The organism is Flavobacterium procerum (assembly GCF_042431625.1).
Classification (GTDB): Bacteria; Bacteroidota; Bacteroidia; order Flavobacteriales; family Flavobacteriaceae; genus Flavobacterium; species Flavobacterium procerum.
On the sequence record NZ_JBHLYW010000009.1, the window covers coordinates 654,116 to 678,373 of the forward strand.

A 24,258-nucleotide genomic window follows, 5' to 3' on the forward strand; every position below is an offset into this window, starting at 1 on the left:
GCAAAAAATGATATTCTTTTAAATTCCATTTTTACTTGATTAAAATAAAACATTAAAAAACTAGCTATAAACTTTTATGAAACAACAGATTACATCACAAATAAAAAACACGAAAGCAACAAGAAGAAAAATTTTGCTTAGCTTAATTTTTACACTTATAACTACCATTTACAGCTCGGCACAAAATCAGGTTGTTAATTTATGGGAGCAGGTTCCCGGAGAAATTCAAAACGGCTCTTACAAAGAAAAAGAGACTCTAAAGGATGGGAAAGTACAAAGTACTAGTCAGGTTTCTATTCCTACTTTAAGCATTTTTGTTCCTTCAGCAAAACCAAATCAAACTGCTGTTATCATATGCCCAGGTGGTGGTTACTCGCATTTAGCAATTGATAAAGAAGGAACGAAAGTTGCTCAGTGGCTTAATAGTCTAGGAATAACAGCATTTGTTTTAAAATACCGCCTCCCTAACGATTTGATTATGAAAAACAAGAATATCGGACCGCTTCAGGATGCACAAGAAGCTTTGCGTTACGTACGCCAAAATGCGGCAAAATGGAATCTGGACATTCATAAAATAGGAATCATGGGCTTCTCTGCCGGCGGTCATTTAGCGGCGAGCCTGTCAACTCATTATGACGACAACACCTATACAAGCCGTTTTAATGTTAGTGCCAGACCTGATTTTTCGTTGTTGATTTATCCCGTAATTTCTATGCAGAACGAGCTTACTCATAAAGGTTCGCAAACTAGTCTCTTAGGAGAAAAACCTTCACAAGATATCATTGATTCTTTTTCGAATGAAAAAAAAGTAACTCCTCAGACTCCTCCTGCATTTTTGATTCATGCAACAGACGATGGCGCCGTTTATGCTGAAAACAGTATTGCTTATTATATGGCTCTGAAAAAAAATGGTGTTGCAACCGAAATGCATATTTATGAAAAGGGAGGCCATGGATTTGGCTTAGGCATAAAAGACACGAGTCTTTATTGGACAAAAGACTGTACAGAATGGCTTAAAAGTCATAACTATTGTAATTAATTACATTTATTCAGATAGAAATCCTGCAGTCTGTACATGAGAAAAAAAAAAAGGGTTTTTAGAAAAATCTAAAAACCCTAAAAATTAAGACAGATTGTACAATTGTAAATTCATACAAAGACCACGATCAATGGTGCCTAACTTTTGTTTCAAAAAAAAATAAAAACGTTTCTCCAAAAACAGTTTTAGAGTAAAAACTTAATATGATATTTAAAAGGTAAAAAAACATCACAATCATTAATTTTTTACTATCCCAAAAGTATAAAGCGGTTTACTGATAACCTTACGGGTTTCCACATTATCGCAAAAAATCAAATTGTTTTTCAAAAAACGTAAATCCAAATAATTGTTTTTCAATAAATTAAATTTAAAAATTTAACATATATTTTACACAACTTCAGACGCAAAAAACAATTTACTTCCAATTTCCCAAGATAAAACGTTTCAAAATTCAGAAAGTAAAAAGATTAAAAAACTCTTTTTCTTATCCTAGATTAAGTTGAACATCCTTTTTAAGCAATACATTTGTAAAGCAGAATACTATTGCTGTGAAAGTAATAATAAACTGCAAAATTTCTATTTTTTAATAAAATCAACCCAAATATGAAAACTCTGGAATTTTTATTACTTGGAAAAAATGAGGCAATACTAGCCATCTTACTCCGTCTTGTAAATGCTGATGAAAATTGGAATGCAGTCGCTTTTGATAACGAAAAGGATGCCGAGGAGCATTTTCAAAATCACAAAATAGACATTGTATTGCTGAGTTCCGGAATTGAAGACCATGTTGAGAAAGATTTTACATTATTCTGTTTGGAAAAACAGCCGGATGTAGAAGTTATTGAACATTTTGGAGGCGGAAGCGGTTTGTTGAAATCTGAAATACTTCATAGATTACATTTGAAAGGAAAACTTTAGATTTGTACATCAAAGCCAAAAAAATGGAAAAAAAGTATTCGGTTGCTATTTACCCTTCACAAGAAGTTCATGACGCTGTAAAAACAATGAAGGACTATTTAAAAAGTAAAATCGATTGGTTTAACAGCTGTAATTCGGCAGCTCATATTACCATTTGTGAATTTTCTATTGATGATTCTGAAATAGACAAATACAAACAAAAGATTTTTAAAGTATGTGATACTTTTATTCCTTTTCAGGTACATTTAGACCATTTTGGTTCTTATGACAATGCTGGCGCTTACTATATAGCTCCTGATGAAAATTCAAAAAATGCCCTGAAACCCATTATGAAAAATCTTCAGGAATCTTTAAAACCTTTAAAGCTAAAGAAAAGCGAAGATCCGCATATGTCGATTGGAAGAAAACTAACTCCCGAAAATCTTAAAATCGCGTCACAGCTTTTCACCACAATCGAATTGAATTTTTTTTGTAATGAAATCGTTCTTCGCGAACTTGACCCCATAAAAAAGCAGTTTTTCGTAATTGACACTTTTCCTTTTGGAAATAATCCAAAACCAGAGTTTGTTCAGGGAAGTTTGTTTTAATTGTTCTGCCACGAAGACACCAAGGCACAAATATATTTTTTCTAAAAATGAAAAAAAAGCGAATGGTTTGAACCATTGCAAATCAATATATACCTTTTGTTAATCGTTGTTGAAAACACGGGCTATAATCAAAATCATTTTTTTTTCTGTACCAATTGTAAATACTGTAAAGTAAACTTTGCATCTTAGTGCCTTCGTGGCAAAAAAAACTGCACGAGATTTTTTTGTATATTTGAATTTTACAATTCCTTGCAATATGAAATCACTTGACTCTTTTTACAAAGACATAACCGAAGGCTCAACAGTTGATCCCAATTCTTTGCTTCCAAATGATATCCAAAAGGAAATCGGACATTTTAATATTTTTGATATAAAAGAGCTTTTGGAGCGCTTACAGGGAAAATCGGTTATGCCATATGACAGAAGAGCGTATTACAAAATCAGTTTGATAAAAGGCCACAACAGAGCCGAATATGCCGATAAAATAATCGAAATCGAGAAACAGGGATTATTGTTTGCAACGCCTAAAATTCCTTATAACTATTTGCCTCAAGATACTAATCAAGGTGGACAGTTTTGTGTTTTTACTAGTGAATTTTTGTCGAAAAATAAAAGCGGAATTGATTTGGACGAATTACCAATTTTCGCTTCAGACGGATATCCTATTTTTCAATTATCTGATGAAGAAGTTGCAGAGGTAGAATTGATTTTCAATAAAATACAAAAAGAAATCAACTCCGATTATATTTATAAATACGATTTAATCCGAAATTATGTCGCTGAATTGATTCACTTTGGACAAAAATTACAGCCAATAACTGCCTTGTATTCAAAACACAATTCAGCAGCAAGGGTTTCATCTTTATTTGCTGAATTACTAGAAAGACAATTCCCAATCGAATCACCACGACAGCGCTTAGAATTAAGAACTGCAAAAGATTTTGCTGCTCGATTATCGGTACATGTCAATCATTTGAATAAGGTTTTAAAGGAAAACACTGGAAAAACCACTACTGAATTAATCAGCAATCGACTAACCAACGAAGCCAAAATACTCTTAAAACAGACAGACTGGAACATTTCTGAAATTGCCTATTCTCTTGGTTTTGAAGAACTGGCACATTTCTCTAATTTCTTTAAAAAACAAACTTCTTATACACCTTTGGCTTTTAGGAGTTAGGTTGTTTCAGGTTTCAGGTTTCAGGTTTCGCTGAAACTTTGTCAAAGTTTGGAATTTGGAATTTCATTATTGGGATTTCATTATTGGGATTTCATAACTGATTTGAATTTCGCAAACATCGATTTGATATTTACAATTCACCATTACTGCTTCGTTTCTAACTTTGTCTCATCAAATTAAAAGATCGAAAAAAATGAATTTATCAAACAACAAAATTTTAATAACTGGCGGTGCAAGCGGTATCGGACTTGGACTTGCCGAACGATTTATTCAGGAAAACAATACAGTAATTATCTGTGGCAGAAGAGCTTCTCTTTTAGAAGAAGTACAAGCAAAATTCCCGACAATCATCACGAAAGTATGCGATTTGTCTCAAGAAGCAGAACGTATTGCTCTTTATGAATGGATCAAAGAAAATCACCCTGATTTGAATGTTTTAGTAAACAACGCCGGAATTCAGAATTGGATGACGATAACAGATGCCGACTTTTATGAAAACATGAAAAATGAGCTAACTACCAATATAGAAGCTCCTTTGCACTTAACTTCCCTATTTATTGAGTTGCAATCTCTAAAAACAGTAATGAACGTGACTTCTGGATTGGCCTTTTCTCCTTTTGCAAAAGTTCCGGTTTATTCGGCTACAAAAGCATTTTTCCGTTCGTTTACGCTTTCGCTTCGTCATTTGCTGAAAGCCAAAAATATTGAAGTAGTCGAAATCATTCCACCAGCATTGAATACCGATTTAGGCGGAATCGGCCTTCACGACGCACATCCAAGCGTAAGCAGTTTTATCGAAGCGATTTTTGAACAATTAAAAGAAGGCAAACAAGAACTTACATTCGGAACAAGCGAAACTAGATTAAAGGCAAGTGCAGAAGAATTGCGAAATCATTTCAATGCAATGCATAATTAATTCTAAATTAAACACATAGGCTATTTATCAGAAACTAGTTTCTTTCAATAATCTTTAAAAGAGAAGCTAAAGTCTATGTTTCTATGTGTTTAAAAATATTCGTACTAAAAGCCTTCGACTTCGCTAAGACTGACAATAAACAACAAACAATAAAACACTATATAAAATGGCAGTAAATACAAAAATAGCTCTGGTTACAGGAGGAAGCAGAGGTTTAGGAAAAAACATGGCAATCGCAATTGCAAAAAAAGGACTTGATGTAATCATCACGTACAACAGTAAAAAAGAAGAAGCTGAAACAGTAGTCGCAGAAATTGAAAGCTTAGGTCAAAAAGCTGCTGCATTACAATTAAATGTTGCTGCATCAGGAACTTTTGATTCTTTTTTTGAAGAAGTAAAAACAGTTTTGAAAGACAATTTTAAAACAGACAAATTCGACTTTTTGGTAAACAACGCTGGAATCGGGATTCACAATTCTTTCATCGGAACAACAGAAGAAGAATTTGACCAATTGACTAATATTCAATTTAAAGGACCATTTTTCTTGACACAAAAAGGACTTAACGTAATGCATGACGGCGGTGGAATTGTAAACATTTCTACAGGTTTAGCGAGATTTTCATTCCCAGGTTATGCTGCGTATGCTTCTATGAAAGGAGCGATTGAAACTTTGACTAAATATCAGGCAAAAGAATTAGGTGCTAGAAAAATCAGAGTTAATGTAGTTGCTCCCGGAGCAATTGAAACTGATTTTGGCGGTGGCGTAGTTCGTGACAACGAACAAATGAATCAGCAAATTGCTTCGGTAACTGCTTTAGGAAGAGTTGGATTACCAGATGATATTGGAGGTGTTGTTGCCTTTTTATGTACGGAAGACGCAAGATGGATAAATGCCCAAAGAATTGAAGCTTCTGGAGGAATGATGTTGTAATGGAGTTTTAAAATATATGTTTCAAGTTTCAGGTTTCAAGTTTCAGGTTTGAACGTGAAACTTGAAACCTGAAACTAAAAAACTATAAAAACTATAAAAACAAAACCCGATGAGCAAAAAACTCATCGGGTTTGTCGTTTCAAATAAAATTTGAATTAGTAAGCAATCTTAATTTTTCTCGATAATGACATCGAATCCACCGTTTTTATCAAACACTACATCATAAAATCTGGAATCTTTCTCAATACCAACTTCATAGGTCGTTTTGTTTTTATCGTCTACAACTACAGCAATTTCTTTAATTGCTTTTGCGGGATAATTTTTCTTCAGATAACTTTGCGCTTTTGGTGGCAATTGACTTAACGAAATCTGCATTTCATATGCTTTTAGATTTCCCAGATTATCATATATTGCCAGCGCTTTCGTTGTCTTGTTTACATCGTATTTCGCTTCATATCGAATCTCATCATTATCGTCTCCCACATATTCTTCAGACCAAACCGGTGTTTTTCCAGGATATTCTTTTTCAAAAGCCAATTTTACTATTTCTGGAGGCACTATCACTCTTTTCATGTTAGTTCCCTCCTGTGCTCTCAGAAAACTGCTGCATAAAAAAACAGCAATAAATAATACGTTTTTCATAGCTTCATTTTTTAAAACCCAACTCAACAAGCGTATTAAAAGTACTACTTTTTCATTAAGAATAACTGAACTTTTTCATTTTTTTTAGTTTTCTTTACACAACTTCTCCTACAGCGTTTAAAACCCCGAAAACTGAAAATTCATAATTAATTTTTCTTCAATCGGTCGGTCAATTCTCTTTTATAAGTAATTCCGATTGGAAGTTTTTCATTCTTAATTACAAGAAAATCCTTTTCAGTCAAATCAATTTTGTCCAAAGCAACAATATATGATTTATGAATTCGCACAAAATTCCTTTCAGGAAGACATTTCTCTAATTCTGTTGTTGTTATTGAAGCAAGATAGGTTCGTTTTAGCGTATGCAGTTTGACGTAATTCCCAAAGCTTTGCGCATACAAAAGCTGGTCGAGTTCAATATCCATTAAATAACCATCTACTTTAACCGAAATTGTATTTACTGCTTCTTCTATTTTAATTTTTGTGCCTTCTGAGGCAAAAAAACGATCAATTGCTTTTAAAAATCTAGGGAAATAAATGGGTTTCAATAAATAATCTATTACGCCATAATCATAACTTTCTAGAGCAAATTCAGAATAAGCCGTTGTTAAAACCGTTTTAGGATGGTTCGGAATAATCTTTAACAATTCCATTCCTGAAATTTCAGGCATATTGATATCCAAAAACATCAAATCGACAGTGTTTTCGCGAAGGTAATTCATCGCTTCAATTCCGTTATAACCTTGAAAAACCAATTCCAATTGCGGATTCTGCTTGATATAATTGACCAGAACATAATGCGCTGCTGGTTCATCGTCTACAATAATGCACTTTTTGGTCTCTCTCATCCTACAAACTTTTTAAGTTGTATTTCTAAATCAACCACATATATCTGTTTATTATCCTGAATATCTAACTTATAGTCTTTTCCATAAATTAAATTCAATCTTTCGATGGTGTTTTTGAGTCCGATTTTTGTAGAAATCACATCCGTTTTTTTCGGAATTGAATTTTCTGCATGAAGATGCAACAATCCGTTTTCGACCGTAATTTTTATTTTCACAAAACACTTTTCGATTGCGCAAGTTCCGTGTTTAAAGGCATTTTCAATGAATGCAATTAAAAGCATTGGCGAAATTTTATAGGTATAATCTTTATCAACCGTACTTTCAAATGCAATATCGCAACGATAACCAACGCGTTCTTTTTCCAACTGAACGTAACTGTTTATAAACTCCAGCTCGTCTTCTAAAGACACAAATTGCTTACCATTGCTTTCTAATTGGTAACGCATTAACTGCGAAACTTTCATAATCAAATCGGGCGTTCTGTCTGGAAACTCCAAACTGATTCCGTAAAGCGTATTAAAGGTATTGAACAAAAAATGCGGATTTAATTGTCCTTTCAATGAATTCAATTGCATTTGATTGAACAATAAAGCCGCATCGGTTTGTTTTCGGTGAATACGATAAAACTTAAAAACAATTATCGGACTCAGAATACAGACCAAAGTACCTAAAACGCTCGCCAATTGGTACGCATAACTTCTTTGATGCGAGTTTTGATACAGATGACATTTCGCAAACATATCCATCATTGTAATTTCGTACAACAAAACAGAAAAAACAAAAACTCCAAAAAGCGTTAAAATAATGTAAGTGAAAGGTTTATTGGATTTGAATAATATCGGAAGCAGGAAAAAACGATTAAACTGGGCGTGCATGTACAAAATGCAGTAAAAAAATATTCCCATCAAAATTGAAGTGAATGAACTGATCAGCATCCAATCATTTTTCAAAGTATATATGGTGAAAGAGAAAAGGATAACAGCCACTTCTTGCCACCATTTGTTATCCAGTATGTTATCAATTCTTTGGTTCATTCTTAATTTTGAAATAGTTTACAAAGTACGAACAAATATTTAATTATTTTTTTCAAAAAATGACCAATTGAATTCGTCATTTACTAGTGCAGTACATCACTAAAGATGACTTTTATCAGCGTAAGAGAAATAAATTTGTTTCATCAAAAACTATTTATATCACACCTTGAGTTTATGTATTTCAAAAAAATTACCATTTTATTTTTATTGATTTTTGCCTCAATCGGTCATGCTCAAACCCTATCTTTAAAAGAAGCAGTTAAGACAGGTCTTGAGAATTATGGTTCGATCCGGGCAAAAAGCAATTACACCAATGCATCAAAAGAGACTCTAAAACAATCGCGCCGTGATTATCTGCCAAACCTAAATTTATCGGCACAGCAGGATTACGGAACTGTAAACGGACAAAACGGACCGCTTTACGGTTTTGGAGGTTTAGGAGTTGCTTCGTCAGGATTACCACTTCCTGAACAAAACTGGAATTCGGCGTTTGGAGCGCTTTATTTAGTCAACATGAACTGGGATTTTTTCACTTTCGGAAAAATACAGCAAAAAATCAATTTGTCTAAAATTGATGTTCAGGCTAAAGAAAAAGATTTGCAACAAGAGAAATTCCAACAGGAAATCAAAATTTCGGCCGCTTATTTAAATCTGTTGGCAAGCCAAAGATTATTGATCTCACAGCAAAAGAATTTAGACCGTGCAGAAGTTTTCAAAAAGACGGCTGCAGCGAGAGTTAAAAATGGATTATTGGCAGGAGTCGATTCTACATTGGCTACAGCCGAAGTTTCTAAAGCTAAAATTGCTTTAAACCTTGCTAAAAACTTCGTTAAAGAACAAAACAACAAATTAGTAGATTTAATGGGCGTTGCACCGCAGGATTTTGTTGCTGATACACTTTTTGTAACTCAAATTCCAAAAGAATTGGTAACAAAAGAAACTGCAACAGACAGTCTTCACCCTTTATTACAATTGTATAAAACCCGAATCGATTACAGCAACCAACAGGTTAAATTGTATAAAAGATTTTATTATCCGACCATGAGTGCTTTTGGAGTCCTGCAAACCAGAGCTTCTGGATTTGATTCTTCGTATGCCACCAATCAAAATGCTTTTACGAGAAATTATTGGGATGGCGTAAATCCTGACCGTACAAACTATTTAATTGGAGTTGGAATTACGTGGAATTTGACCACGCCATTCCGTTCAAGCAAACAAGTAAGTGCTCAAAAATTTGTTTCTCAGGCAATCCAAGAAGAATACAATCAAGCGGACAGAGAACTAAAATCGCAGTTGAATTTTGCCGAAGATAAAATCAGAATAACGCTCGAAAATTATGCCGAAGCACCGATTCAGGTAGAAGCTGCAAAAAGAGCTTACATTCAAAAATCGACCTTATACAAAAATGGTTTAACCGATTTAACCGATTTGACACAAACAATGTATGTTTTAAACCGTGCTGAAATCGACCGAGATATTGTCAATAATAATGTGTGGCAGTCGTATTTATTGAAAGTCGCCGCAACAGGAAATTTTGACTTATTTATAAATGAATTTTAATTATAAATCCTAATGAATTTAATACGTTTTGCACTCCGCAAACCCATTTCCATTTTAGTACTGGTTGCGGGTCTATTTTTCTTCGGAATCGGTGCCATCAAAGACATTAAGGTAGATATTTTACCAAAAATGAATTTGCCAGTTATCTATATCGCGCACCCGTTTGGAGGTTATACGCCAGACCAAATGGAGGCTTATTTTGCCAAAAACTACGTAAACGTTTTGCCTTTCTCGAACGGTATCAAATCGGTAGAGACTAAAAATATTCAAGGGTTAATGATTATGAAATTAACCTATTACGAAGGAACAAACATGGCTCAGGCCGCTGCCGAGTTAAGTGCCCTTTCAAACAGAATCCAAGCGGTTTTTCCACCAGGAACACAGCCACCGTTTATCATTCGTTTTGACGCTTCTTCTCTTCCAATTGGACAATTGGTTTTGAGCAGTAAAATACGTTCAAATAACGAATTACAGGATTTAGCCAACGTTTATGTTCGTGCTTCGTTTACTTCCATTCCTGGTTTATTATCTCCAGCGCCTTTCGGCGGAAGCCCAAGAACAATCGAGATTAACGTAGATCCAGATTTATTGCGTTCGCACAACATGACTCCCGATCAGATTGTAGAAGCGATTCGTTTAAACAATCAGACTGCGCCATCTGGAAACGTTCGTATGGGCGACAAAAACTATATTACGCCAACCAATAATACGATTAAAGAAGTTAAAGATTTCGAACAAATTCCGATTTTCAAAGGCGGTGTTCAGAACTTAAAATTGGGCGATGTTGCGTCTGTAAAAGACGGTGCCGATATTACGGCAGGTTATGCTTTGGTAAACGGAAAACGTTCGGTTTACATCAGTATTGCAAAAGCGGGAGATGCTTCGACTTGGGATGTGGTTCAGAAATTAAAATCTGAATTGCCAAAAATTCAAAGTACGCTTCCAGAAGACGTAAAATTATCTTATGAATTTGACCAATCTGTTTATGTAATCAACTCGGTTAAAAGTTTGATCACTGAGGGAATCATCGGTGCGGTTTTAACCGGATTAATGGTAATGCTTTTCCTTGGCGACCGTCGTGCAGCTTTAATTGTAATTATGACGATTCCGATTTCGATTATTTCTGGGGTTTTATTCCTGAAATTATTCGGACAGACAATTAACTTAATGTCTTTATCAGGCTTGGCTTTGGCAATTGGTATTTTGGTCGACGAAAGTACCGTAACCATCGAAAACATTCACCAGCATCTCGATATGGGAAAACCAAAAGCCCTTGCCATTTGGGATGCCTGTCAGGAAATTGCGTTGCCTAAATTATTGATCTTACTTTGTATTCTAGCGGTATTTGCGCCAGCGTTTACCATGGTTGGTATTCCGGGAGCGTTATTCTTGCCTTTGGCTTTAGCAATTGGATTTTCGATGGTGATTTCATTTTTATTATCACAGACTTTTGTGCCTGTAATGGCCAACTGGATGATGAAAGGACATGAAAAACACGAACATGGTCCTGAAATTACAGATGATGAAGCCGAATTTAACGACTGCGGCCTAACGCCTGAATCTGAGCAAAATTTAATTAGCCAGAAAAAGGGTATGGTCGAAAGAGAAGATTTTAACAACGATGGAAAAGTAAGTGCTTTTGAACGATTCAGAAATCGTTTCATGCGAACTTTAGACCGATTGTTTGTACATAAAAAGGCGACTAGTATTATTTATTTGGTTTCCGCTACATTTTTAGCCATCGTTTTGATTTCTTTTATTGGAAAAGACGTTTTCCCGAAAACTAATTCGAGTCAGTTTCAGTTGCGAATGCGTGCTGCAGAAGGAACTCGTTTAGAAAGAACAGAGGAACAAGCCATTAAAGTTTTAAAAGAAATTGAGAACAAAGTCGGAAAAGAACATATCGGAATTTCGTCTGTATATGTAGGGCAACACCCTTCTCTATTCTCAATCAACCCGATTTATTTGTTCATGGCAGGTTCTCATGAAGCGGTTTTTCAGGTAAGTTTGAAAGATTATCACGCTGATATGGACGAATTTAAAGATGACTTACGTGCCAGAATTAAAAAAGTCTTGCCAGACACCAAAGTTTCTTTTGAACCGATTGAGTTGACAGATAAAGTTTTAAGTCAGGGCTCGCCTACTCCAATTGAAATTCGTGTTGCCGGAAAAGATAAAAAACGAAATGAATTGTACGCGACTCAAATTGTAGAGAAATTAAAAGGAATTTCGTATTTCAGAGACGTGCAGATTGGACAGCCAATTCATTATCCGGCTATGAATATCGATATTGATAGAACAAGAGCAGCCGAATTGGGAGTAGATATGAATGACATTTCGCGTTCGCTTGTAGCCTCAACTTCATCTTCACGTTATACCGAAAAAAACAACTGGGTAGATGAAAAAGCAGGATTATCGTATTCTGTACAGGTTCAGGTTCCTTTGAATAAAATGAAAAGTAAAACCGATATTGGGGAAATTCCGGTATTGAAAAACTCGCTTCGTCCTGTTTTAAGTGACGTTGCCAAAATTACACCAAGCTTTGTAAGTGGTGAAAATGACAATTTAGGGGCCATGCCGTACATTACCGTTACTGCCAACATCAACCAGACCGATTTAGGAACGGCTTCAAAAGATGTGAGCAAAACAATTAGTTCTTTGGGCGAATTGCCACGTGGTTTGTTTATAACGCCAATCGGACTAAGTACTGTACTGACCGAAACATTAAGCAGTTTGCAAACCGGATTATTGGTTGCCGTTTTCGTAATCTTCTTAATGTTGGCCGCTAATTTCCAATCGTTCAAAGTTTCGTTGGTAATTTTAACGACAGTTCCTGCAGTAGTTTTAGGCGCTTTATTAATGCTAACAATTACAGGTTCAACCTTGAATTTACAATCGTATATGGGAATCATCATGTCGGTCGGGGTTTCTATTGCCAATGCCGTACTTTTGGTGACTAATGCCGAACAATTGCGTAAAATAAACGGAAATGCGTTAGAATCGGCTCGTGAAGCGGCTGCATTGCGTCTTCGTCCGATTGTCATGACTTCGGTTGCGATGATTGCAGGTATGTTGCCAATGGCGATTGGGCACGGCGAAGGAGGCGATCAAGTTTCTCCGTTAGGAAGAGCGGTTATTGGTGGACTATTATTTTCTACTTTTGCCGTATTATTGATCCTGCCTCAGATATTTGCGTGGGCACAAGAAAAAACATCGACAAGATCGGTTTCTTTAGATCCTGAAGACGAAGAAAGCATCCATTATATCTCATCGATAAGTAAGTCGAAAGTTGGAAAGTCATAAAGTCAGAAAGTCTTAACTCGTTGAATGTAACTATTTTTTAAACACATAGAAACATAGATTTTAATTTTAAATAAAAAGGTAAAAGAAAAAACTAGTTTTCACACATAGCTATGTTTATTAAAAAAAGTGAAACGCCTTTTATGCACAAAGAAAAGCTATGTTTCTATGTGTTAAAATAATTACTCGCAAAGAGTTAAAAACATATTCATTATATAAAACCAAAAAATGAACACTAAAATCATAAAATATAGCACGCTGTTTTTTGCAGCATTATTTTTCCTTAACAGCTGTAATTCTAAAAAAGAAGAAGTTGTTAAACCAGAAATCGAACCTAAAGTGGAAACTTTCGCTTTAGCGAAAGAAAAACTGACTACAGAATTGCGTTTGCCAGCAGAATTAACCGGTTTTCAACAAGTTGATTTGTATGCCAAAGTGAGCAGTTTCGTAAAAACCTTAAAAGTAGATATTGGTTCTAAAGTAAAAAAAGGACAACTTTTGATTGTCTTAGAAGCACCAGAAATCAGTTCACAATTGGCAGCAGCCGAATCGAGATTAAAAGCGATGGAAGCGATTTACACAACCAGCAAAAGCACTTATAACCGTTTGTACGAAACCAGCAAGGTTGAAGGAACCATTTCTAAAAACGATTTAGAAATGGCGAACGGAAAGAAAAATTCTGATTACGCACAATATCAAGCAGCAATCGCGGCACATAAAGAAATCTCGATTATGAGAGGTTACTTAGAAATTCGCGCGCCTTTTGACGGAGTTGTAGCCGCTAGAAATGTCAATTTAGGAACCTTTGTTGGCCCGGCAGGAAAAGGTTCAGATTTGCCTTTATTGACGATTCAGGAGCAATCTAAATTACGTTTGGCGGTTTCGGTTCCAGAATTGTATACTGGTTATTTACATCCAGGCGACGAAATGACTTTTAATGTAAAATCGCTTCCAGATAATTTTAAAGCTAAAATTACCAGAATGTCTGGCGCTTTAGATTTAAAACTTCGTTCTGAAAGAGTTGAAATGGACGTTCACAACACCAAAGCAAACCTATTACCTGGAATGGTTGCCGAAGTTTTGTTACCGCTTAACGCGAAAGACAGCACTTTTGTAGTACCAAAATCTGCGGTAGTGAATTCTGCAGAAGGTTTGTATGTAGTAAAAGTAGTAAACCACAAAGCCACAAGAGTTGACATTAAAAAAGGAAGAGAAATCGACGACAAAATCGAAATATTTGGTGATTTAAACCCACAAGATAAACTAGTTAAAATTGCCAGCGAAGAAACTAAGGAAGGCGATGTCATAAACGAATAACCTGCGTTTAGCCTTCATTTTAGTGATTACCAATTACTGTACGCATTCTTAGGAATGCAAATTTTTAAATTTGCCCTAACGGCCCTCTATTTATTTGGAGGGCTGTTTTTTTTTGGAAAAAAATCAGGTAAAAACACTTGCTTTTTTTATTCTAATTATCTTTAAAATTGTTTCTCGATGATTTTTTAAACCAATTATGGTTTTCCGTAAAAACACAGTAAATGATCTAATTAAATTTATAGCCTTTAACTAAATAAACCATTATGAAAATAATTTTACCCGAATTAAGAGAAAAAACCAAAATTCATAATAACTCTATAATCAATTTAAAAGATGTTGAAAGGGAAATCGAAGTTGTTATAGATGAAAAGAACAGAAGTTACATCACATTCAATTATAACAATCATAAATATTGCATCACTGGAAACAAGAAAATATATCCAGATAAAACTGACTATATTTTATTGTCAAATGGAGCTCCTACAACTGAAAAAATTGTTATAAAAAAATGGTTAAAACATCCTGATATAAATGAAACCGATCCAAATATAATAATTGATTCCTGGAAAGATAGCTTTGTTTATAAAAGTGATAGCAACTCTAAAGCTAGCGGAGAAGGGTTGCGAAAACCACAATTAGGAGCCATACATAATATTTTAGGGCATTTTACAAATTCGAAAGAAGCTGGTATTGTTGTATTGCCAACTGGAACAGGAAAGACAGAAACCATGCTTTCTGTATTAATAGCTAATAGATGCAAAAAACTTCTCGTTATAGTACCTTCTGATTCTTTGCGTGGTCAGCTTTCTGAAAAATTTATTTCACTAGGTATCTTAAAAAAGTTTGGTATTGTTTCTAAATCTGCATTATATCCAAAAGTTGGAATATTAGATACAGGAATAAAAAAAATAGAAGATTTAAAAGATTTTTTTGAAAAATCAAATGTTATTATATCTACAATGAATTTAATTTCAAATATACCAAATGAATATATTGAAATTATTGCTGGTCTATGTTCACATTTATTTGTTGACGAAGCACACCATGCAAAAGCAAAACAGTGGAGCAGAGTAATTGGATATTTTGATAAAGGAAAGGTAATACAATTTACAGCTACACCATTTAGATACGATGGAGAGCGTCTTTCAGGAAAATTTATTTATAATTTTTCTATGAAAGATGCACAAGAGCAAGGTTATTTTCAAAAAATCGATTTTATACCGGTTAGAGAATATGATAGAGCGATTGCTGATAAAGAAATTGCTTTAAAAGCTATCGACAAATTAAAAGAGGATAGAGATATTAAAAACTTGGATCATTTTCTCATGGCAAGATGTAGAACCAATTTAAGAGCTGATGAAGTATTTAAATTATATGAAAATTATACTGAGTTTAATCCCGTTGTAATCCATTCGAATGTTTTAAACAGACAATTTATTCTAGAAAATATAAAAAAGGGAAAACATAAAATAATAGTTTGTGTTGATATGCTTGGAGAAGGTTTTGACTTACCTGAATTAAAAATTGCAGCATTACATGATATAAGAAAAAGTCTGCCTATTACCCTTCAGTTTATTGGAAGATTTACAAGAGTAAGTAATTCAATTAAATTAGGGAATGCTTCGTTTATTGCTAATTTAAGACAAGAAGGAATTGAAGAAGGTATAGATTTGCTTTATAATAAGGAATCTAATTGGAATACTATCTTGCCAGATTTAAGCCAAATTGCAACTCAAGATCAGATTGATTTTAGTGAGTTTTTAGCGGGATTTAATAATATAGAAGAATCGGATATTCCATTTCAAAACATAAATCCTGCTTTTAGTACATTAGTTTATAAAAATTCGAAAAATGTCTTTCAGAAATTAAATGTAATTACAAAAGAAGATTTTCCTGAATACAAACACAGGTTCATTTCATATAATGAAGAAGAAAGAACTTTGGTTATTTTATTAGGTAAAGAGTTTAATGTTGAGTGGGGAAGTTTTAGTGAATTTCAAAATTTTGACTGGCATTTAATGGTAATTCATTATGAGGCCAAAAATAATTTGCTTTTTATCCATTCATCAGTTAAAAAAGAAAGTTTTAATTATTTAGTTGATAAAGTTTTTGTTGAAGGATATAGAAAAATTTCAGAAATTGATGTATTTAAGGTGTTTTACAACGTAAAGAGGTTGTTGTTATTTAACGTTGGCATGAGAATGACTCCAGGAAAAGATAAGAGTTTTCAATCTTACTTTGGCAGTAATTTACAATCTGCTATAACAAAAGCTGAATTAAATGCTGGTATTAAGAATAATATTTTTGGAGTTGGATTTGAAAATGGAGATAAAGTTTCTTTTGGAGCTTCAACTAAAGGTAAAATCTGGTCATATTTAAGAGGTAATCTAAAAGAACTTACAAATTGGTGTTCAAGTGTAGGAGATAAATTAATTGATCCAGATATAGATCCTAATGAAGTGCTAGATACTCTAGAACCCAAAATTATAGAAACAAGACCAGAGTCAATACCATATTTTATTGATTGGAATCCTCTTTTTTATAAAGAGATCGATAAAAAGTATCTAATAAAGATTTCAGGTGTCACATTTAATTTATGGGATTGTGAATTACAAATTAAAAATCCAAGTGAAACAGGAGATATACTATTTGATTTATTAACTGCAAAGGATATAATTAGTTTTAAATTAGTAATAAATGCAAGTGGATTTAAAATAGAAAAAATTTCAACATTAGATGTTTTAATAATAAAAGGAACACAAGAATCAAAAACTTTACTTAGTTATTTTAATGGAGATTATCCTCCTCAGATAGGTTTTATAGAAAATTCTATACTTTATGGGAATCGCTATATAAAATACAATGAAGAAATTTTAGATTTTCCAAAGAATGAAATTATACCATTTCTTTGGGAAGGCGTAGATCTATCAAAAGAATCGATGGGGTTTGATAAAGCTAGTTTTGTAAAAGACTCTATTCAATACAAATTATATGAATCTTTAAAAAATGAAAATTGGGATGTGATTTTTAATGATGATGATAGAAATGAAATGGCAGATTTAGTCTTACTGAGAGATGATCCTGATAAAGTCTGTTTGAATTTATATCATATTAAATTTGTCACTAAAGGGAGAAATCAAGCTGTAGCTATTCCAACTAACAATCTAGAAAATTTAAATTTATATCAAATATGTGGACAAGTTCAAAAATCTATTAATTGGAAGTATAAAGATTATAAATTTTTTAAAGAGCATTTCAATAGAAGAGAGAATTTGAAGAAACTAATAAATAAAACAAGAATTTTAAAAGGCGATTTAGATCTAATCGATGAAGTGTGTAACAGTATGAGAAAAAAACCTTTAGAAATTCAAATTTTTCTAGTTCAACCTGGAATAAATAAAAATGATGTTTCTGAAAATGTTCTCAAACTATTATATGTTACAGCTAATCATTTAAATATTACAGCTGGGCTAAAGTTAAAAGTAATAGGATCTGAAATTTAAACTTAAAAAATGATACGAATAGTTGATACAGAAATAACCAAACAACTTGATTTAATTAAAGCATTTGCAAATGAACTTCATTTTAAAGAAATATGTCAATTTGAATTGAACGAAAAATTAGAAAATATTCCATGGAGTAATTTAACGCATTCAGGGCTTTATTTAATAGAAGTTAGAAATAATCAGAATTTTGAATTGTTTGAAGAATGGGTTAATGATTTTAAATTTAGATGGGAAGACAAAAGCTATTTAAAAAAGTTTACTCCAAATTTTAAATTGAAAAGAATAAAAGCTCATAATGAATTAAAAGAATGGATTCCATTATACATTGGAAAATCAAAAAACATTAAAACTAGATTACATGGCCATATTTATAAAGAGTTAGGTAAAACAACTTTTGCCATGAAACTTTTAGCAAGAGAAAATATGAAACAAGAAACTTTTAGAATTAGTGTAATAAATCTTCAATTAACAAATTATGACGCTATAATTCCTGTCATAGAAAATCAATTAAGAAATAAAATAAATCCACTGATTGGTAAACAATAAATTAAAAACCTCGATCCTAAAAAATCGAGGTTTTTCCATTTTATAAACCTTACTCCTAACTCAAATAAGGATTCAAAATCTCCGCCAATTCATTGAGCCAATACTAATTGTCATCAAAATTGGTTAGTCCTATTTGGAGGGTTTCGTGTTGTCGCATTACGCCGAGAGCTAAAATGCAATTTACTTGAGTTTACAGTATAAGGCTCAGTTTGTCATTTCGACGTAAGGAGAAATCACACTAGCAACTCCGCAAAGTATATCACCAATCTTTGTCGATATACGCGTGTGATTTCTCCCTTCGGTCGAAATGACAAATCATAAAAAAAACATGTATATTCGCACAAAAAAAAGAAAATGCTAAATCCACAAATTGGCTTTCACAGTTATTATGTTTACATTATAACGAATGAACATCGCTCTTCCTTTTATATCGGAGTTACCAATAATTTAAAACAAAGACTTGCAAAACATAAGGAAAACATCGACTTAAATATTAGCAGTTTTGCTGCAAAATATAATATTCAGTTTTTAGTTTTTTACGAAAAATTCACATGGATACAGGAAGCAATCGCACGAGAAAAAGAACTGAAGAAATGGCGAAGAGATAAAAAAATTGAATTAATAAAGAATTTTAATGAAACCTTCGAATTTCTTAATTTCCATTTTGAATGAGTTTTCAAATCTTTGTCGATAATCTTATGTGATTACTGCTTTCGGTTGAAATGACAAGCTAAACTTATACACACCATCTTGTCATCTTCGAATTAAGGAGACTCGAGCGATAGCGAACAGGCGAAGCAAAATCACACTAGAAACTTCGCAAAGTATGTCGCCAATCTTTGTCGATTCTCGAGTGTGATTTCTCCCTCCGGTCGAAATGACAAACTGGATTAAAAATTCCATAATAAAAAAATGCAAGACCAAAATTGATCTTGCATTTTTTATAATTTGATAAATCTAAAAAGAAATTTTAGACTCTCTGACGCTCGTGTATTCCTTCTTTAATTTCTTCCACCATTTTTTTATTAAAAGCGGGTAAATCGTTCGGGTTTCGGCTGGTTACTAATCCGTTGTCAACGACTACTTCTGAGTCTTCCCATTGTGCTCCGGCATTTTTTAAATCGTTTTTAACAGAGAAGAACGAAGTTACTTTTCGACCATCTAAAACATCGGCATCGACCAGAATTTGAGGTCCATGACAAATAGCGGCTACCGGTTTTTTACTTTCAAAAAAGGAACGTACAAAATCTACTGCCGCTTCTTCTCTTCTTAATAAATCAGGATTTATAACTCCTCCAGGCAAAACCAAAGCATCGTAATCTGCTTCATTTGCCTGATCTAATACAACATCAACATTGTATTCGTTGCTCCAATTACCGTCTTTCCAAGCTTTGATAGTTCCTGATTTCAAACTGACGATATCGGCATTCCAACCTTGTTCTTCTAGATAGGCTTTAGGAGATGCTAATTCTGATTCTTCAAAACCGTTTGTGGCTAATATGGCTATATTCTTTTTCATGATTTTAATTTTTTAAAATGTTATTAATTTGATTTACCTAAAATTACTTATTTCAGATAGCCATTGGAAACAGACGATGTTAAACCTTTCTTTAATAAAAGTTAATTAATTGAAATACAGGTTTTTATTAAAAATTAAACTAAAATTATATAAAATTGATATCCATTTAGGTTACTATTTTATAGGATAAAAACTAAGGAAGTCATTGTTGAGCATTTTAAAAACTGAAAAAAATATTTCCATCTTTGAAATAGTATTTCGAAGGTGCTTTTTTGTTTTCCTTCAAAAATAAAAACCAATCCTTATTTGTAAGAAGATTTGAATATATTTGAAAAAGATTACCAATACCAGAACTTGTTAACTAAAAAATCAGCATGAAACAAAAATTACTAATTGCGGCTCTCGGACTCTTTTTATTATCTAATTGCGACAAAAAAAACAATCAACCAGAAACGGAATCTAAAACAGAAAAAAGTACCAACTCCGAAGCAGATTTACTGAAAGAATTAAAAGATCTTACTCAAAACGATTTAAAAAAATTACCTGCAATAGATCAGGAAACGGGAGAAATTCTTAGTGATAAGTTTTACGACGGATCTTATTCAGAAACTACGGAAGATAAGGCTGTAGAAATTGTCAAAAAACTTAAAAGTAAATTCAGAGACAGTGGTTATTTAGTTTTTGTATTTGAAGGAGATGATAGCAAAAAAGGGGTTGCTGTGATTAAAGGAACAGATGATTTGGACATTCTTAAATACAGAAGAACTGATGGAATAAACTATGGTTTGGAGAATACTGCTATAGTAGAAAAAATCTCTGAATGGAAATCAAAATACGGTTTAGTAGTGATTGGCTGCGGGAGAGACTGGGTTCATATCGAGTTTGACAAACTTCCAGCTGACTTGGATGCTTTTTCAAAAGAAGTTTATAAGTTCTGTCCAGATTCTGTCGATCAAGGCGTTGGTTCTCTAGAAAATCTAAAACCAGCCATTCAAGAAATGCACGGATTATGGCTATGGTGGGATTAGCAAAAAATCGTTTTTCTAAATCCTTATTCGCAAAAATAATACAAACATTATTTGTCTTTGCGTGTACTTTCAAACTCAAAACTGAAAATGATTAAAAATATTTTTTTTATAACTATCATCTTACTCTTCACGTCATGTCAAAAAAGTGAATTTGAAAATTTACTTATTAATCCAGATAAAAAGTGGTCTTATATTAACAATCATAAATTAAATCCGAATTCGAGAATAATTTTTTACATGAAATTTCATCCCAATGGAGATTTTGAAAATCGGTATATTTCAAATGGCCAAAAACATATATTTATTGATGGCCAAGTAAAAGATTGTAAATGGAAATATGTTGAAAAGGACAGTATTTTAGAATTGTGCGATTCAAAATATAAAATTTTAAAGTATGAAGAAGACACCATTCATCTATTGACATTAAAAGACAAATTCAAATGTCTTTTTATAAATTATAACCCTAAAAACGAGAAATAAATTACCTCAAATCTTTTTTAATAACCAAGTATTTTAAACCAAGCTAAAAATGAAAAAATCATTGTTATTATTAACTTCAATTTTCGTTATATCCTGCGGAGAAAATAAAAAAGAGCCTTTAAATAAGGATATTCCAGAAATAGAAGTAAGTACGGCGAAAGAAGAAACCTCAGAAAACGACTTAGAAAAATTTAGAGTAATTTTCGAAAATAAGATTGTTGTATTGCTAAACAAAAAAGGAACTAATCCTAAAACTAATGATGTTAATTTTCAGAGTTACATTGACGAAAAAAATGTCGAGTTTATTCCTATGTTTACTTCAAAGGATAAAGTTTTAGAGTCAACTGGAGGTGTCGTTCTCGGAAACCAAATGGTATTGGATGGTTTTCTATTTCTTTCGCAAAAAAATCCAGGCATAAAAGTCCTTAGAATTAATCCTTCTCTTAGTGATGACACTTACGTTAATATAGATGAATTGCAAAAATATTTTGCTAAAGAAATTGCACAAAAAACGAAAGAACTAAAAATCAATTTAGAATAAAGATAAATCTTAGTAAGAAATAATAATCTTTTTAAAATTAATAAAGAAAGGCAAAGTTCAATCGCTTGCCTTTCTATTTATTTACCTCAAATCTTTCTTAATAACCAGATATTTCAAATCAGTATTTCCGGCATTGCTTATTCCATGCTCGGCATTTGGCGGGCAGTATAAACTTGTATTTGGCCCCACGACAACGGTTTTACCATCTAAGAAAAAAGAAGCTGAACCTTCTAGAATATAAAAGAATTCTTCTTCTGGATGATGATGTGGCGCGTGTGTTGATTTTCTAGGTTCAACGATACTCATTTTTAGTGTATTTTCTTGAGTGAAGTTTTTGTTGCCAAACCAATATTGATAACCTACTTTGGTTTTGGTGGCTTTCTTCAATTCAAAATGATTGACACAGTTTTCGATTGTATATTGAGGTGATGCGGTTTCTTTTTTTGTTTCCTGAGCGAAAGCTATTTGTTGGAAAAATAAAACAGCAAATGTGGTTTTGATGCTAGTTAGTGCGTTCATTTTTTTATTGTAATGTTACGAAAAAATTGAAGTTCATAAATAGGTTTTATAAAATAAATTATAATCATTAACATGAAGATTAGACTTTTGTCTTAACTTTGTTTATCAACTTTAGTAAACTTTAAACACCATGAAAGCAATCAATATCACAGCGTATACAGAAGATGCTTCGCAAATTGAAGCTGTAAAAGCTTTTATGAAAGCATTAAAGATAAAATTTGAAATTGCAAATGTAAAACCTTACGAATTATCTTCTGAACAACAAGAAATTTTAGACAGTCAGCTTAATTCGGACAAAAGCAATTACAAAGATGCTGAAGCTATTTATACTGATTTAAAAAAGAAGTATGAATTATAAGATTACTGTTTCGCCAATTGCATTAAAAAACATCGAAGAGGCAGTTGAATATTACATCTTAAAAGTTAGTAAAAAAGTAGCCTTAGACTTTCTTAATGATTATAAAAAAGTTTATAAAGCGCTACAAATAAATCCATTTTATCAATTTCACGATAACAACTACCGCTATCTTCCTTTTAAAAAATTTCCGTACATCGCATTTTTCATCGTTGATGAATTATCGAAAACTGTATTTTTAAATGCTGTTTTTCATACTTCGCAGAATCCCGAAAAATATCCTGTGAAATAAAAATTATCAATTAAAATTTATGGTGAATACGATGTTGCTTCTCTGGAGCATTTTCTCTATTGGTAATCGAATGATCTATAAATATTCCATTCTTCTGGAATTTTACCAATGATAATCCTTCATAATAAACTTTGTCAAAATTTGAAACTGTCAAAGTTCTTAAGAAAAAGATACGTTCACTCCTAGCCCCGATCGAAACGGCATCTCCCGATTTAGAAAAACAAAGCTTTTTAGCGCAGTTTTTCTAAATCGGGAATATAGTGAAGAGCAGGACAAAACGTTCTTAAAAACCGAAAAATGTGCTGCTCCTGAAAAATATTAAAAGTAAAAATATCAGTAAAATCAAGCCTTTTCAATTAATCTATGGCACGATAAGAAAATATTATGATAAAAATATTTTGTAATTCGAAAATCCGCCATACATTTGCCTAACAGTGTTAAACGATTTAATACTTGAATACAATGGCTAGCAAAGATCGAATTTTAAGACAAAAAGAAGAGACAAGAAATAATATTCTTGGCGCTGCTTATGATATCGTAAAAGATGAAGGCTGGAATGGTTTGAGTATGCGTAAAATTGCCGACAGAATCGAATATACTGCTCCTATTATTTATGAATATTTCTCGAATAAAGAAGCTATTTTAGAAGAACTGACAGGCAAAGGTTTCGTTAAACTGACTAAAGAGCTACAAGCTGCAATAGACAAGTTTAAAAAACCCGAAGATCAATTGGAAGCCATGTGGATGACTTACTGGGACTTCGCTTTTACTAATACTGAAATGTATCAACTGATGTTTGGTGTCCAAATGACTTGCTGTGCACAACGATGTTCAGCTCAAGAGGGACCTTACAAATTATTCACTCACGTAATTGCTGAAGTAATGAAAGACAGCAATCCGAGTCAAGATATCATAAAGCAAAAGTACTTCACTTTCTTTTCTGTTATTCATGGTTTAATCGCCATCAACATCATTAATAAAAGTGATATTTTAGAAACAATTAATGCTCAGATTTTGAAGGATGCCATTGGTGGTATCATCAAATCTATACAATAAAAAAAATTTTCAATTTTACTTAACAGTGTAAAATGATTTAAACAGGATAATACAAAATCCTTTTTTTTAGAACTTTCGCTTAACACTGTTAGAAAATTTAATAAAGGTAATAAAAGCTCTTTTTTTAGACTTTTACTTAACACTGTT

The 24,258-nt window shown here is 32.8% G+C and carries 23 protein-coding genes; 18 read left to right on the plus strand and 5 right to left on the minus strand.

What is annotated here, in order from left to right; all coding sequences use genetic code 11:
• Positions 1 to 76: 76 nt before the first annotated feature.
• The 6 genes from ACFFLS_RS13915 to ACFFLS_RS13940 all read left to right on the plus strand — a co-directional run bounded on the left by ACFFLS_RS13915 (position 77) and on the right by ACFFLS_RS13940 (position 5,571).
• Positions 77 to 1,039: an alpha/beta hydrolase gene (locus ACFFLS_RS13915; protein WP_379682191.1), complete on the plus strand. Its 963-nt coding sequence runs from the start codon at positions 77 to 79 to the stop codon at positions 1,037 to 1,039.
• 603 nt (positions 1,040 to 1,642) lie between these two features.
• The gene (locus ACFFLS_RS13920) at positions 1,643 to 1,957 is read left to right on the plus strand and encodes a hypothetical protein (protein WP_379682192.1); all 315 of its coding nucleotides are present in this window, start codon (positions 1,643 to 1,645) and stop codon (positions 1,955 to 1,957) included.
• A gap of 23 nt (positions 1,958 to 1,980) precedes the next feature.
• Positions 1,981 to 2,544 (plus strand): 2'-5' RNA ligase family protein, encoded by a 564-nt coding sequence (locus ACFFLS_RS13925; protein ID WP_379682193.1) that lies wholly within the window; start codon positions 1,981 to 1,983, stop codon positions 2,542 to 2,544.
• Positions 2,545 to 2,800: 256 nt separating this feature from the next.
• Complete coding sequence (locus ACFFLS_RS13930) at positions 2,801 to 3,724, plus strand: helix-turn-helix domain-containing protein (RefSeq protein WP_379682194.1); 924 nt, start codon at positions 2,801 to 2,803, stop codon at positions 3,722 to 3,724.
• A 193-nt stretch (positions 3,725 to 3,917) separates the two neighbouring features.
• Positions 3,918 to 4,640, plus strand: coding sequence for an SDR family oxidoreductase (locus ACFFLS_RS13935; RefSeq protein WP_379682195.1), 723 nt, complete (start codon positions 3,918 to 3,920; stop codon positions 4,638 to 4,640).
• A 166-nt stretch (positions 4,641 to 4,806) separates the two neighbouring features.
• A complete protein-coding gene (locus tag ACFFLS_RS13940) occupies positions 4,807 to 5,571 on the plus strand; it encodes an SDR family oxidoreductase (protein WP_379682196.1) in 765 nt (254 codons plus the stop codon).
• A gap of 168 nt (positions 5,572 to 5,739) precedes the next feature.
• Here the strand turns inward: ACFFLS_RS13940 and ACFFLS_RS13945 are convergent, their stop codons facing one another.
• The 3 genes from ACFFLS_RS13945 to ACFFLS_RS13955 all read right to left on the minus strand — a co-directional run bounded on the left by ACFFLS_RS13945 (position 5,740) and on the right by ACFFLS_RS13955 (position 8,092).
• On the minus strand, positions 5,740 to 6,213 hold the full coding sequence (locus ACFFLS_RS13945; RefSeq protein WP_379682197.1) for a PepSY-like domain-containing protein: 474 nt from the start codon (positions 6,211 to 6,213) through the stop codon (positions 5,740 to 5,742).
• A 146-nt stretch (positions 6,214 to 6,359) separates the two neighbouring features.
• Positions 6,360 to 7,058, minus strand: a complete 699-nt coding sequence (locus tag ACFFLS_RS13950; RefSeq protein WP_379682198.1) for a LytR/AlgR family response regulator transcription factor — start codon at positions 7,056 to 7,058, stop codon at positions 6,360 to 6,362.
• Complete coding sequence (locus ACFFLS_RS13955) at positions 7,055 to 8,092, minus strand: sensor histidine kinase (RefSeq protein ID WP_379682199.1); 1,038 nt, start codon at positions 8,090 to 8,092, stop codon at positions 7,055 to 7,057. Before ACFFLS_RS13955 ends, ACFFLS_RS13950 begins: the two co-directional genes overlap by 4 nt.
• Before the next feature lie 174 nt (positions 8,093 to 8,266).
• Between ACFFLS_RS13955 and ACFFLS_RS13960 the strand changes: the two genes are divergently transcribed.
• From ACFFLS_RS13960 to ACFFLS_RS13985, 6 genes are all read left to right on the plus strand, one after another.
• Entirely contained in the window at positions 8,267 to 9,652 is a 1,386-nt protein-coding gene (locus ACFFLS_RS13960; protein WP_379682200.1) for a TolC family protein, read from the plus strand.
• Between the two features lie 12 nt (positions 9,653 to 9,664).
• Complete coding sequence (locus ACFFLS_RS13965) at positions 9,665 to 12,955, plus strand: efflux RND transporter permease subunit (RefSeq protein ID WP_379682201.1); 3,291 nt, start codon at positions 9,665 to 9,667, stop codon at positions 12,953 to 12,955.
• 225 nt (positions 12,956 to 13,180) lie between these two features.
• A complete protein-coding gene (locus ACFFLS_RS13970) occupies positions 13,181 to 14,269 on the plus strand; it encodes an efflux RND transporter periplasmic adaptor subunit (protein WP_379682202.1) in 1,089 nt (362 codons plus the stop codon).
• A 263-nt stretch (positions 14,270 to 14,532) separates the two neighbouring features.
• The gene (locus ACFFLS_RS13975) at positions 14,533 to 17,772 is read left to right on the plus strand and encodes a DEAD/DEAH box helicase (RefSeq protein WP_379682203.1); all 3,240 of its coding nucleotides are present in this window, start codon (positions 14,533 to 14,535) and stop codon (positions 17,770 to 17,772) included.
• Between the two features lie 9 nt (positions 17,773 to 17,781).
• Positions 17,782 to 18,321 (plus strand): hypothetical protein, encoded by a 540-nt coding sequence (locus tag ACFFLS_RS13980; RefSeq protein WP_379682204.1) that lies wholly within the window; start codon positions 17,782 to 17,784, stop codon positions 18,319 to 18,321.
• A 354-nt stretch (positions 18,322 to 18,675) separates the two neighbouring features.
• Positions 18,676 to 18,993, plus strand: a complete 318-nt coding sequence (locus tag ACFFLS_RS13985; RefSeq protein WP_379682205.1) for a GIY-YIG nuclease family protein — start codon at positions 18,676 to 18,678, stop codon at positions 18,991 to 18,993.
• 298 nt (positions 18,994 to 19,291) lie between these two features.
• Here the strand turns inward: ACFFLS_RS13985 and ACFFLS_RS13990 are convergent, their stop codons facing one another.
• Positions 19,292 to 19,840 (minus strand): type 1 glutamine amidotransferase domain-containing protein, encoded by a 549-nt coding sequence (locus ACFFLS_RS13990; RefSeq protein ID WP_379682206.1) that lies wholly within the window; start codon positions 19,838 to 19,840, stop codon positions 19,292 to 19,294.
• Positions 19,841 to 20,214: 374 nt separating this feature from the next.
• On the opposite strand from ACFFLS_RS13990, the gene ACFFLS_RS13995 reads away from it, so the two are divergent.
• The 3 genes from ACFFLS_RS13995 (at position 20,215) to ACFFLS_RS14005 (ending at position 21,889) form a co-directional block, all read left to right on the plus strand.
• Complete coding sequence (locus ACFFLS_RS13995) at positions 20,215 to 20,868, plus strand: DUF4253 domain-containing protein (RefSeq protein WP_379682207.1); 654 nt, start codon at positions 20,215 to 20,217, stop codon at positions 20,866 to 20,868.
• 237 nt (positions 20,869 to 21,105) lie between these two features.
• Positions 21,106 to 21,348, plus strand: coding sequence for a hypothetical protein (locus ACFFLS_RS14000; RefSeq protein WP_379682208.1), 243 nt, complete (start codon positions 21,106 to 21,108; stop codon positions 21,346 to 21,348).
• Positions 21,349 to 21,397: 49 nt separating this feature from the next.
• A complete protein-coding gene (locus ACFFLS_RS14005; RefSeq protein ID WP_379682209.1) occupies positions 21,398 to 21,889 on the plus strand; it encodes a hypothetical protein in 492 nt (163 codons plus the stop codon).
• Positions 21,890 to 21,970: 81 nt separating this feature from the next.
• Here the strand turns inward: ACFFLS_RS14005 and ACFFLS_RS14010 are convergent, their stop codons facing one another.
• Complete coding sequence (locus ACFFLS_RS14010; protein WP_379682210.1) at positions 21,971 to 22,408, minus strand: cupin domain-containing protein; 438 nt, start codon at positions 22,406 to 22,408, stop codon at positions 21,971 to 21,973.
• A 130-nt stretch (positions 22,409 to 22,538) separates the two neighbouring features.
• Here ACFFLS_RS14010 and ACFFLS_RS14015 point away from each other — a divergent pair, with 130 nt between their 5' ends.
• The 3 genes from ACFFLS_RS14015 (at position 22,539) to ACFFLS_RS14025 (ending at position 24,111) form a co-directional block, all read left to right on the plus strand.
• The gene (locus tag ACFFLS_RS14015) at positions 22,539 to 22,766 is read left to right on the plus strand and encodes a DUF2683 family protein (RefSeq protein ID WP_379682211.1); all 228 of its coding nucleotides are present in this window, start codon (positions 22,539 to 22,541) and stop codon (positions 22,764 to 22,766) included.
• A complete protein-coding gene (locus tag ACFFLS_RS14020; protein WP_379682212.1) occupies positions 22,756 to 23,055 on the plus strand; it encodes a type II toxin-antitoxin system RelE/ParE family toxin in 300 nt (99 codons plus the stop codon). The genes ACFFLS_RS14015 and ACFFLS_RS14020 overlap by 11 nt, the downstream gene beginning before the upstream one ends.
• A gap of 462 nt (positions 23,056 to 23,517) precedes the next feature.
• Entirely contained in the window at positions 23,518 to 24,111 is a 594-nt protein-coding gene (locus tag ACFFLS_RS14025; RefSeq protein WP_379682213.1) for a TetR/AcrR family transcriptional regulator, read from the plus strand.
• Positions 24,112 to 24,258: the final 147 nt, after the last annotated feature.

Excerpts from the sequence above, each read along its gene's own strand:
- ACFFLS_RS14005 (WP_379682209.1), top strand. The coding sequence starts at position 21,398 with ATGAAAAAATCATTGTTATTATTAACTTCAATTTTCGTTATATCCTGC.
- ACFFLS_RS13915 (WP_379682191.1), top strand. The coding sequence starts at position 77 with ATGAAACAACAGATTACATCACAAATAAAAAACACGAAAGCAACAAGA.
- ACFFLS_RS13970 (WP_379682202.1), top strand. The coding sequence starts at position 13,181 with ATGAACACTAAAATCATAAAATATAGCACGCTGTTTTTTGCAGCATTA.
- ACFFLS_RS13975 (WP_379682203.1), top strand. The coding sequence starts at position 14,533 with ATGAAAATAATTTTACCCGAATTAAGAGAAAAAACCAAAATTCATAAT.
- ACFFLS_RS13930 (WP_379682194.1), top strand. The coding sequence starts at position 2,801 with ATGAAATCACTTGACTCTTTTTACAAAGACATAACCGAAGGCTCAACA.
- ACFFLS_RS13985 (WP_379682205.1), top strand. The coding sequence starts at position 18,676 with ATGCTAAATCCACAAATTGGCTTTCACAGTTATTATGTTTACATTATA.
- ACFFLS_RS13995 (WP_379682207.1), top strand. The coding sequence starts at position 20,215 with ATGAAACAAAAATTACTAATTGCGGCTCTCGGACTCTTTTTATTATCT.
- ACFFLS_RS13990 (WP_379682206.1), bottom strand. The coding sequence starts at position 19,840 with ATGAAAAAGAATATAGCCATATTAGCCACAAACGGTTTTGAAGAATCA.
- ACFFLS_RS13925 (WP_379682193.1), top strand. The coding sequence starts at position 1,981 with ATGGAAAAAAAGTATTCGGTTGCTATTTACCCTTCACAAGAAGTTCAT.
- ACFFLS_RS14000 (WP_379682208.1), top strand. The coding sequence starts at position 21,106 with ATGAAATTTCATCCCAATGGAGATTTTGAAAATCGGTATATTTCAAAT.
- ACFFLS_RS13960 (WP_379682200.1), top strand. The coding sequence starts at position 8,267 with ATGTATTTCAAAAAAATTACCATTTTATTTTTATTGATTTTTGCCTCA.
- ACFFLS_RS13935 (WP_379682195.1), top strand. The coding sequence starts at position 3,918 with ATGAATTTATCAAACAACAAAATTTTAATAACTGGCGGTGCAAGCGGT.
- ACFFLS_RS14020 (WP_379682212.1), top strand. The coding sequence starts at position 22,756 with ATGAATTATAAGATTACTGTTTCGCCAATTGCATTAAAAAACATCGAA.
- ACFFLS_RS13940 (WP_379682196.1), top strand. The coding sequence starts at position 4,807 with ATGGCAGTAAATACAAAAATAGCTCTGGTTACAGGAGGAAGCAGAGGT.
- ACFFLS_RS13980 (WP_379682204.1), top strand. The coding sequence starts at position 17,782 with ATGATACGAATAGTTGATACAGAAATAACCAAACAACTTGATTTAATT.
- ACFFLS_RS13950 (WP_379682198.1), bottom strand. The coding sequence starts at position 7,058 with ATGAGAGAGACCAAAAAGTGCATTATTGTAGACGATGAACCAGCAGCG.
- ACFFLS_RS14025 (WP_379682213.1), top strand. The coding sequence starts at position 23,518 with ATGGCTAGCAAAGATCGAATTTTAAGACAAAAAGAAGAGACAAGAAAT.
- ACFFLS_RS13965 (WP_379682201.1), top strand. The coding sequence starts at position 9,665 with ATGAATTTAATACGTTTTGCACTCCGCAAACCCATTTCCATTTTAGTA.
- ACFFLS_RS13945 (WP_379682197.1), bottom strand. The coding sequence starts at position 6,213 with ATGAAAAACGTATTATTTATTGCTGTTTTTTTATGCAGCAGTTTTCTG.
- ACFFLS_RS13955 (WP_379682199.1), bottom strand. The coding sequence starts at position 8,092 with ATGAACCAAAGAATTGATAACATACTGGATAACAAATGGTGGCAAGAA.
- ACFFLS_RS14010 (WP_379682210.1), bottom strand. The coding sequence starts at position 22,408 with ATGAACGCACTAACTAGCATCAAAACCACATTTGCTGTTTTATTTTTC.
- ACFFLS_RS13920 (WP_379682192.1), top strand. The coding sequence starts at position 1,643 with ATGAAAACTCTGGAATTTTTATTACTTGGAAAAAATGAGGCAATACTA.
- ACFFLS_RS14015 (WP_379682211.1), top strand. The coding sequence starts at position 22,539 with ATGAAAGCAATCAATATCACAGCGTATACAGAAGATGCTTCGCAAATT.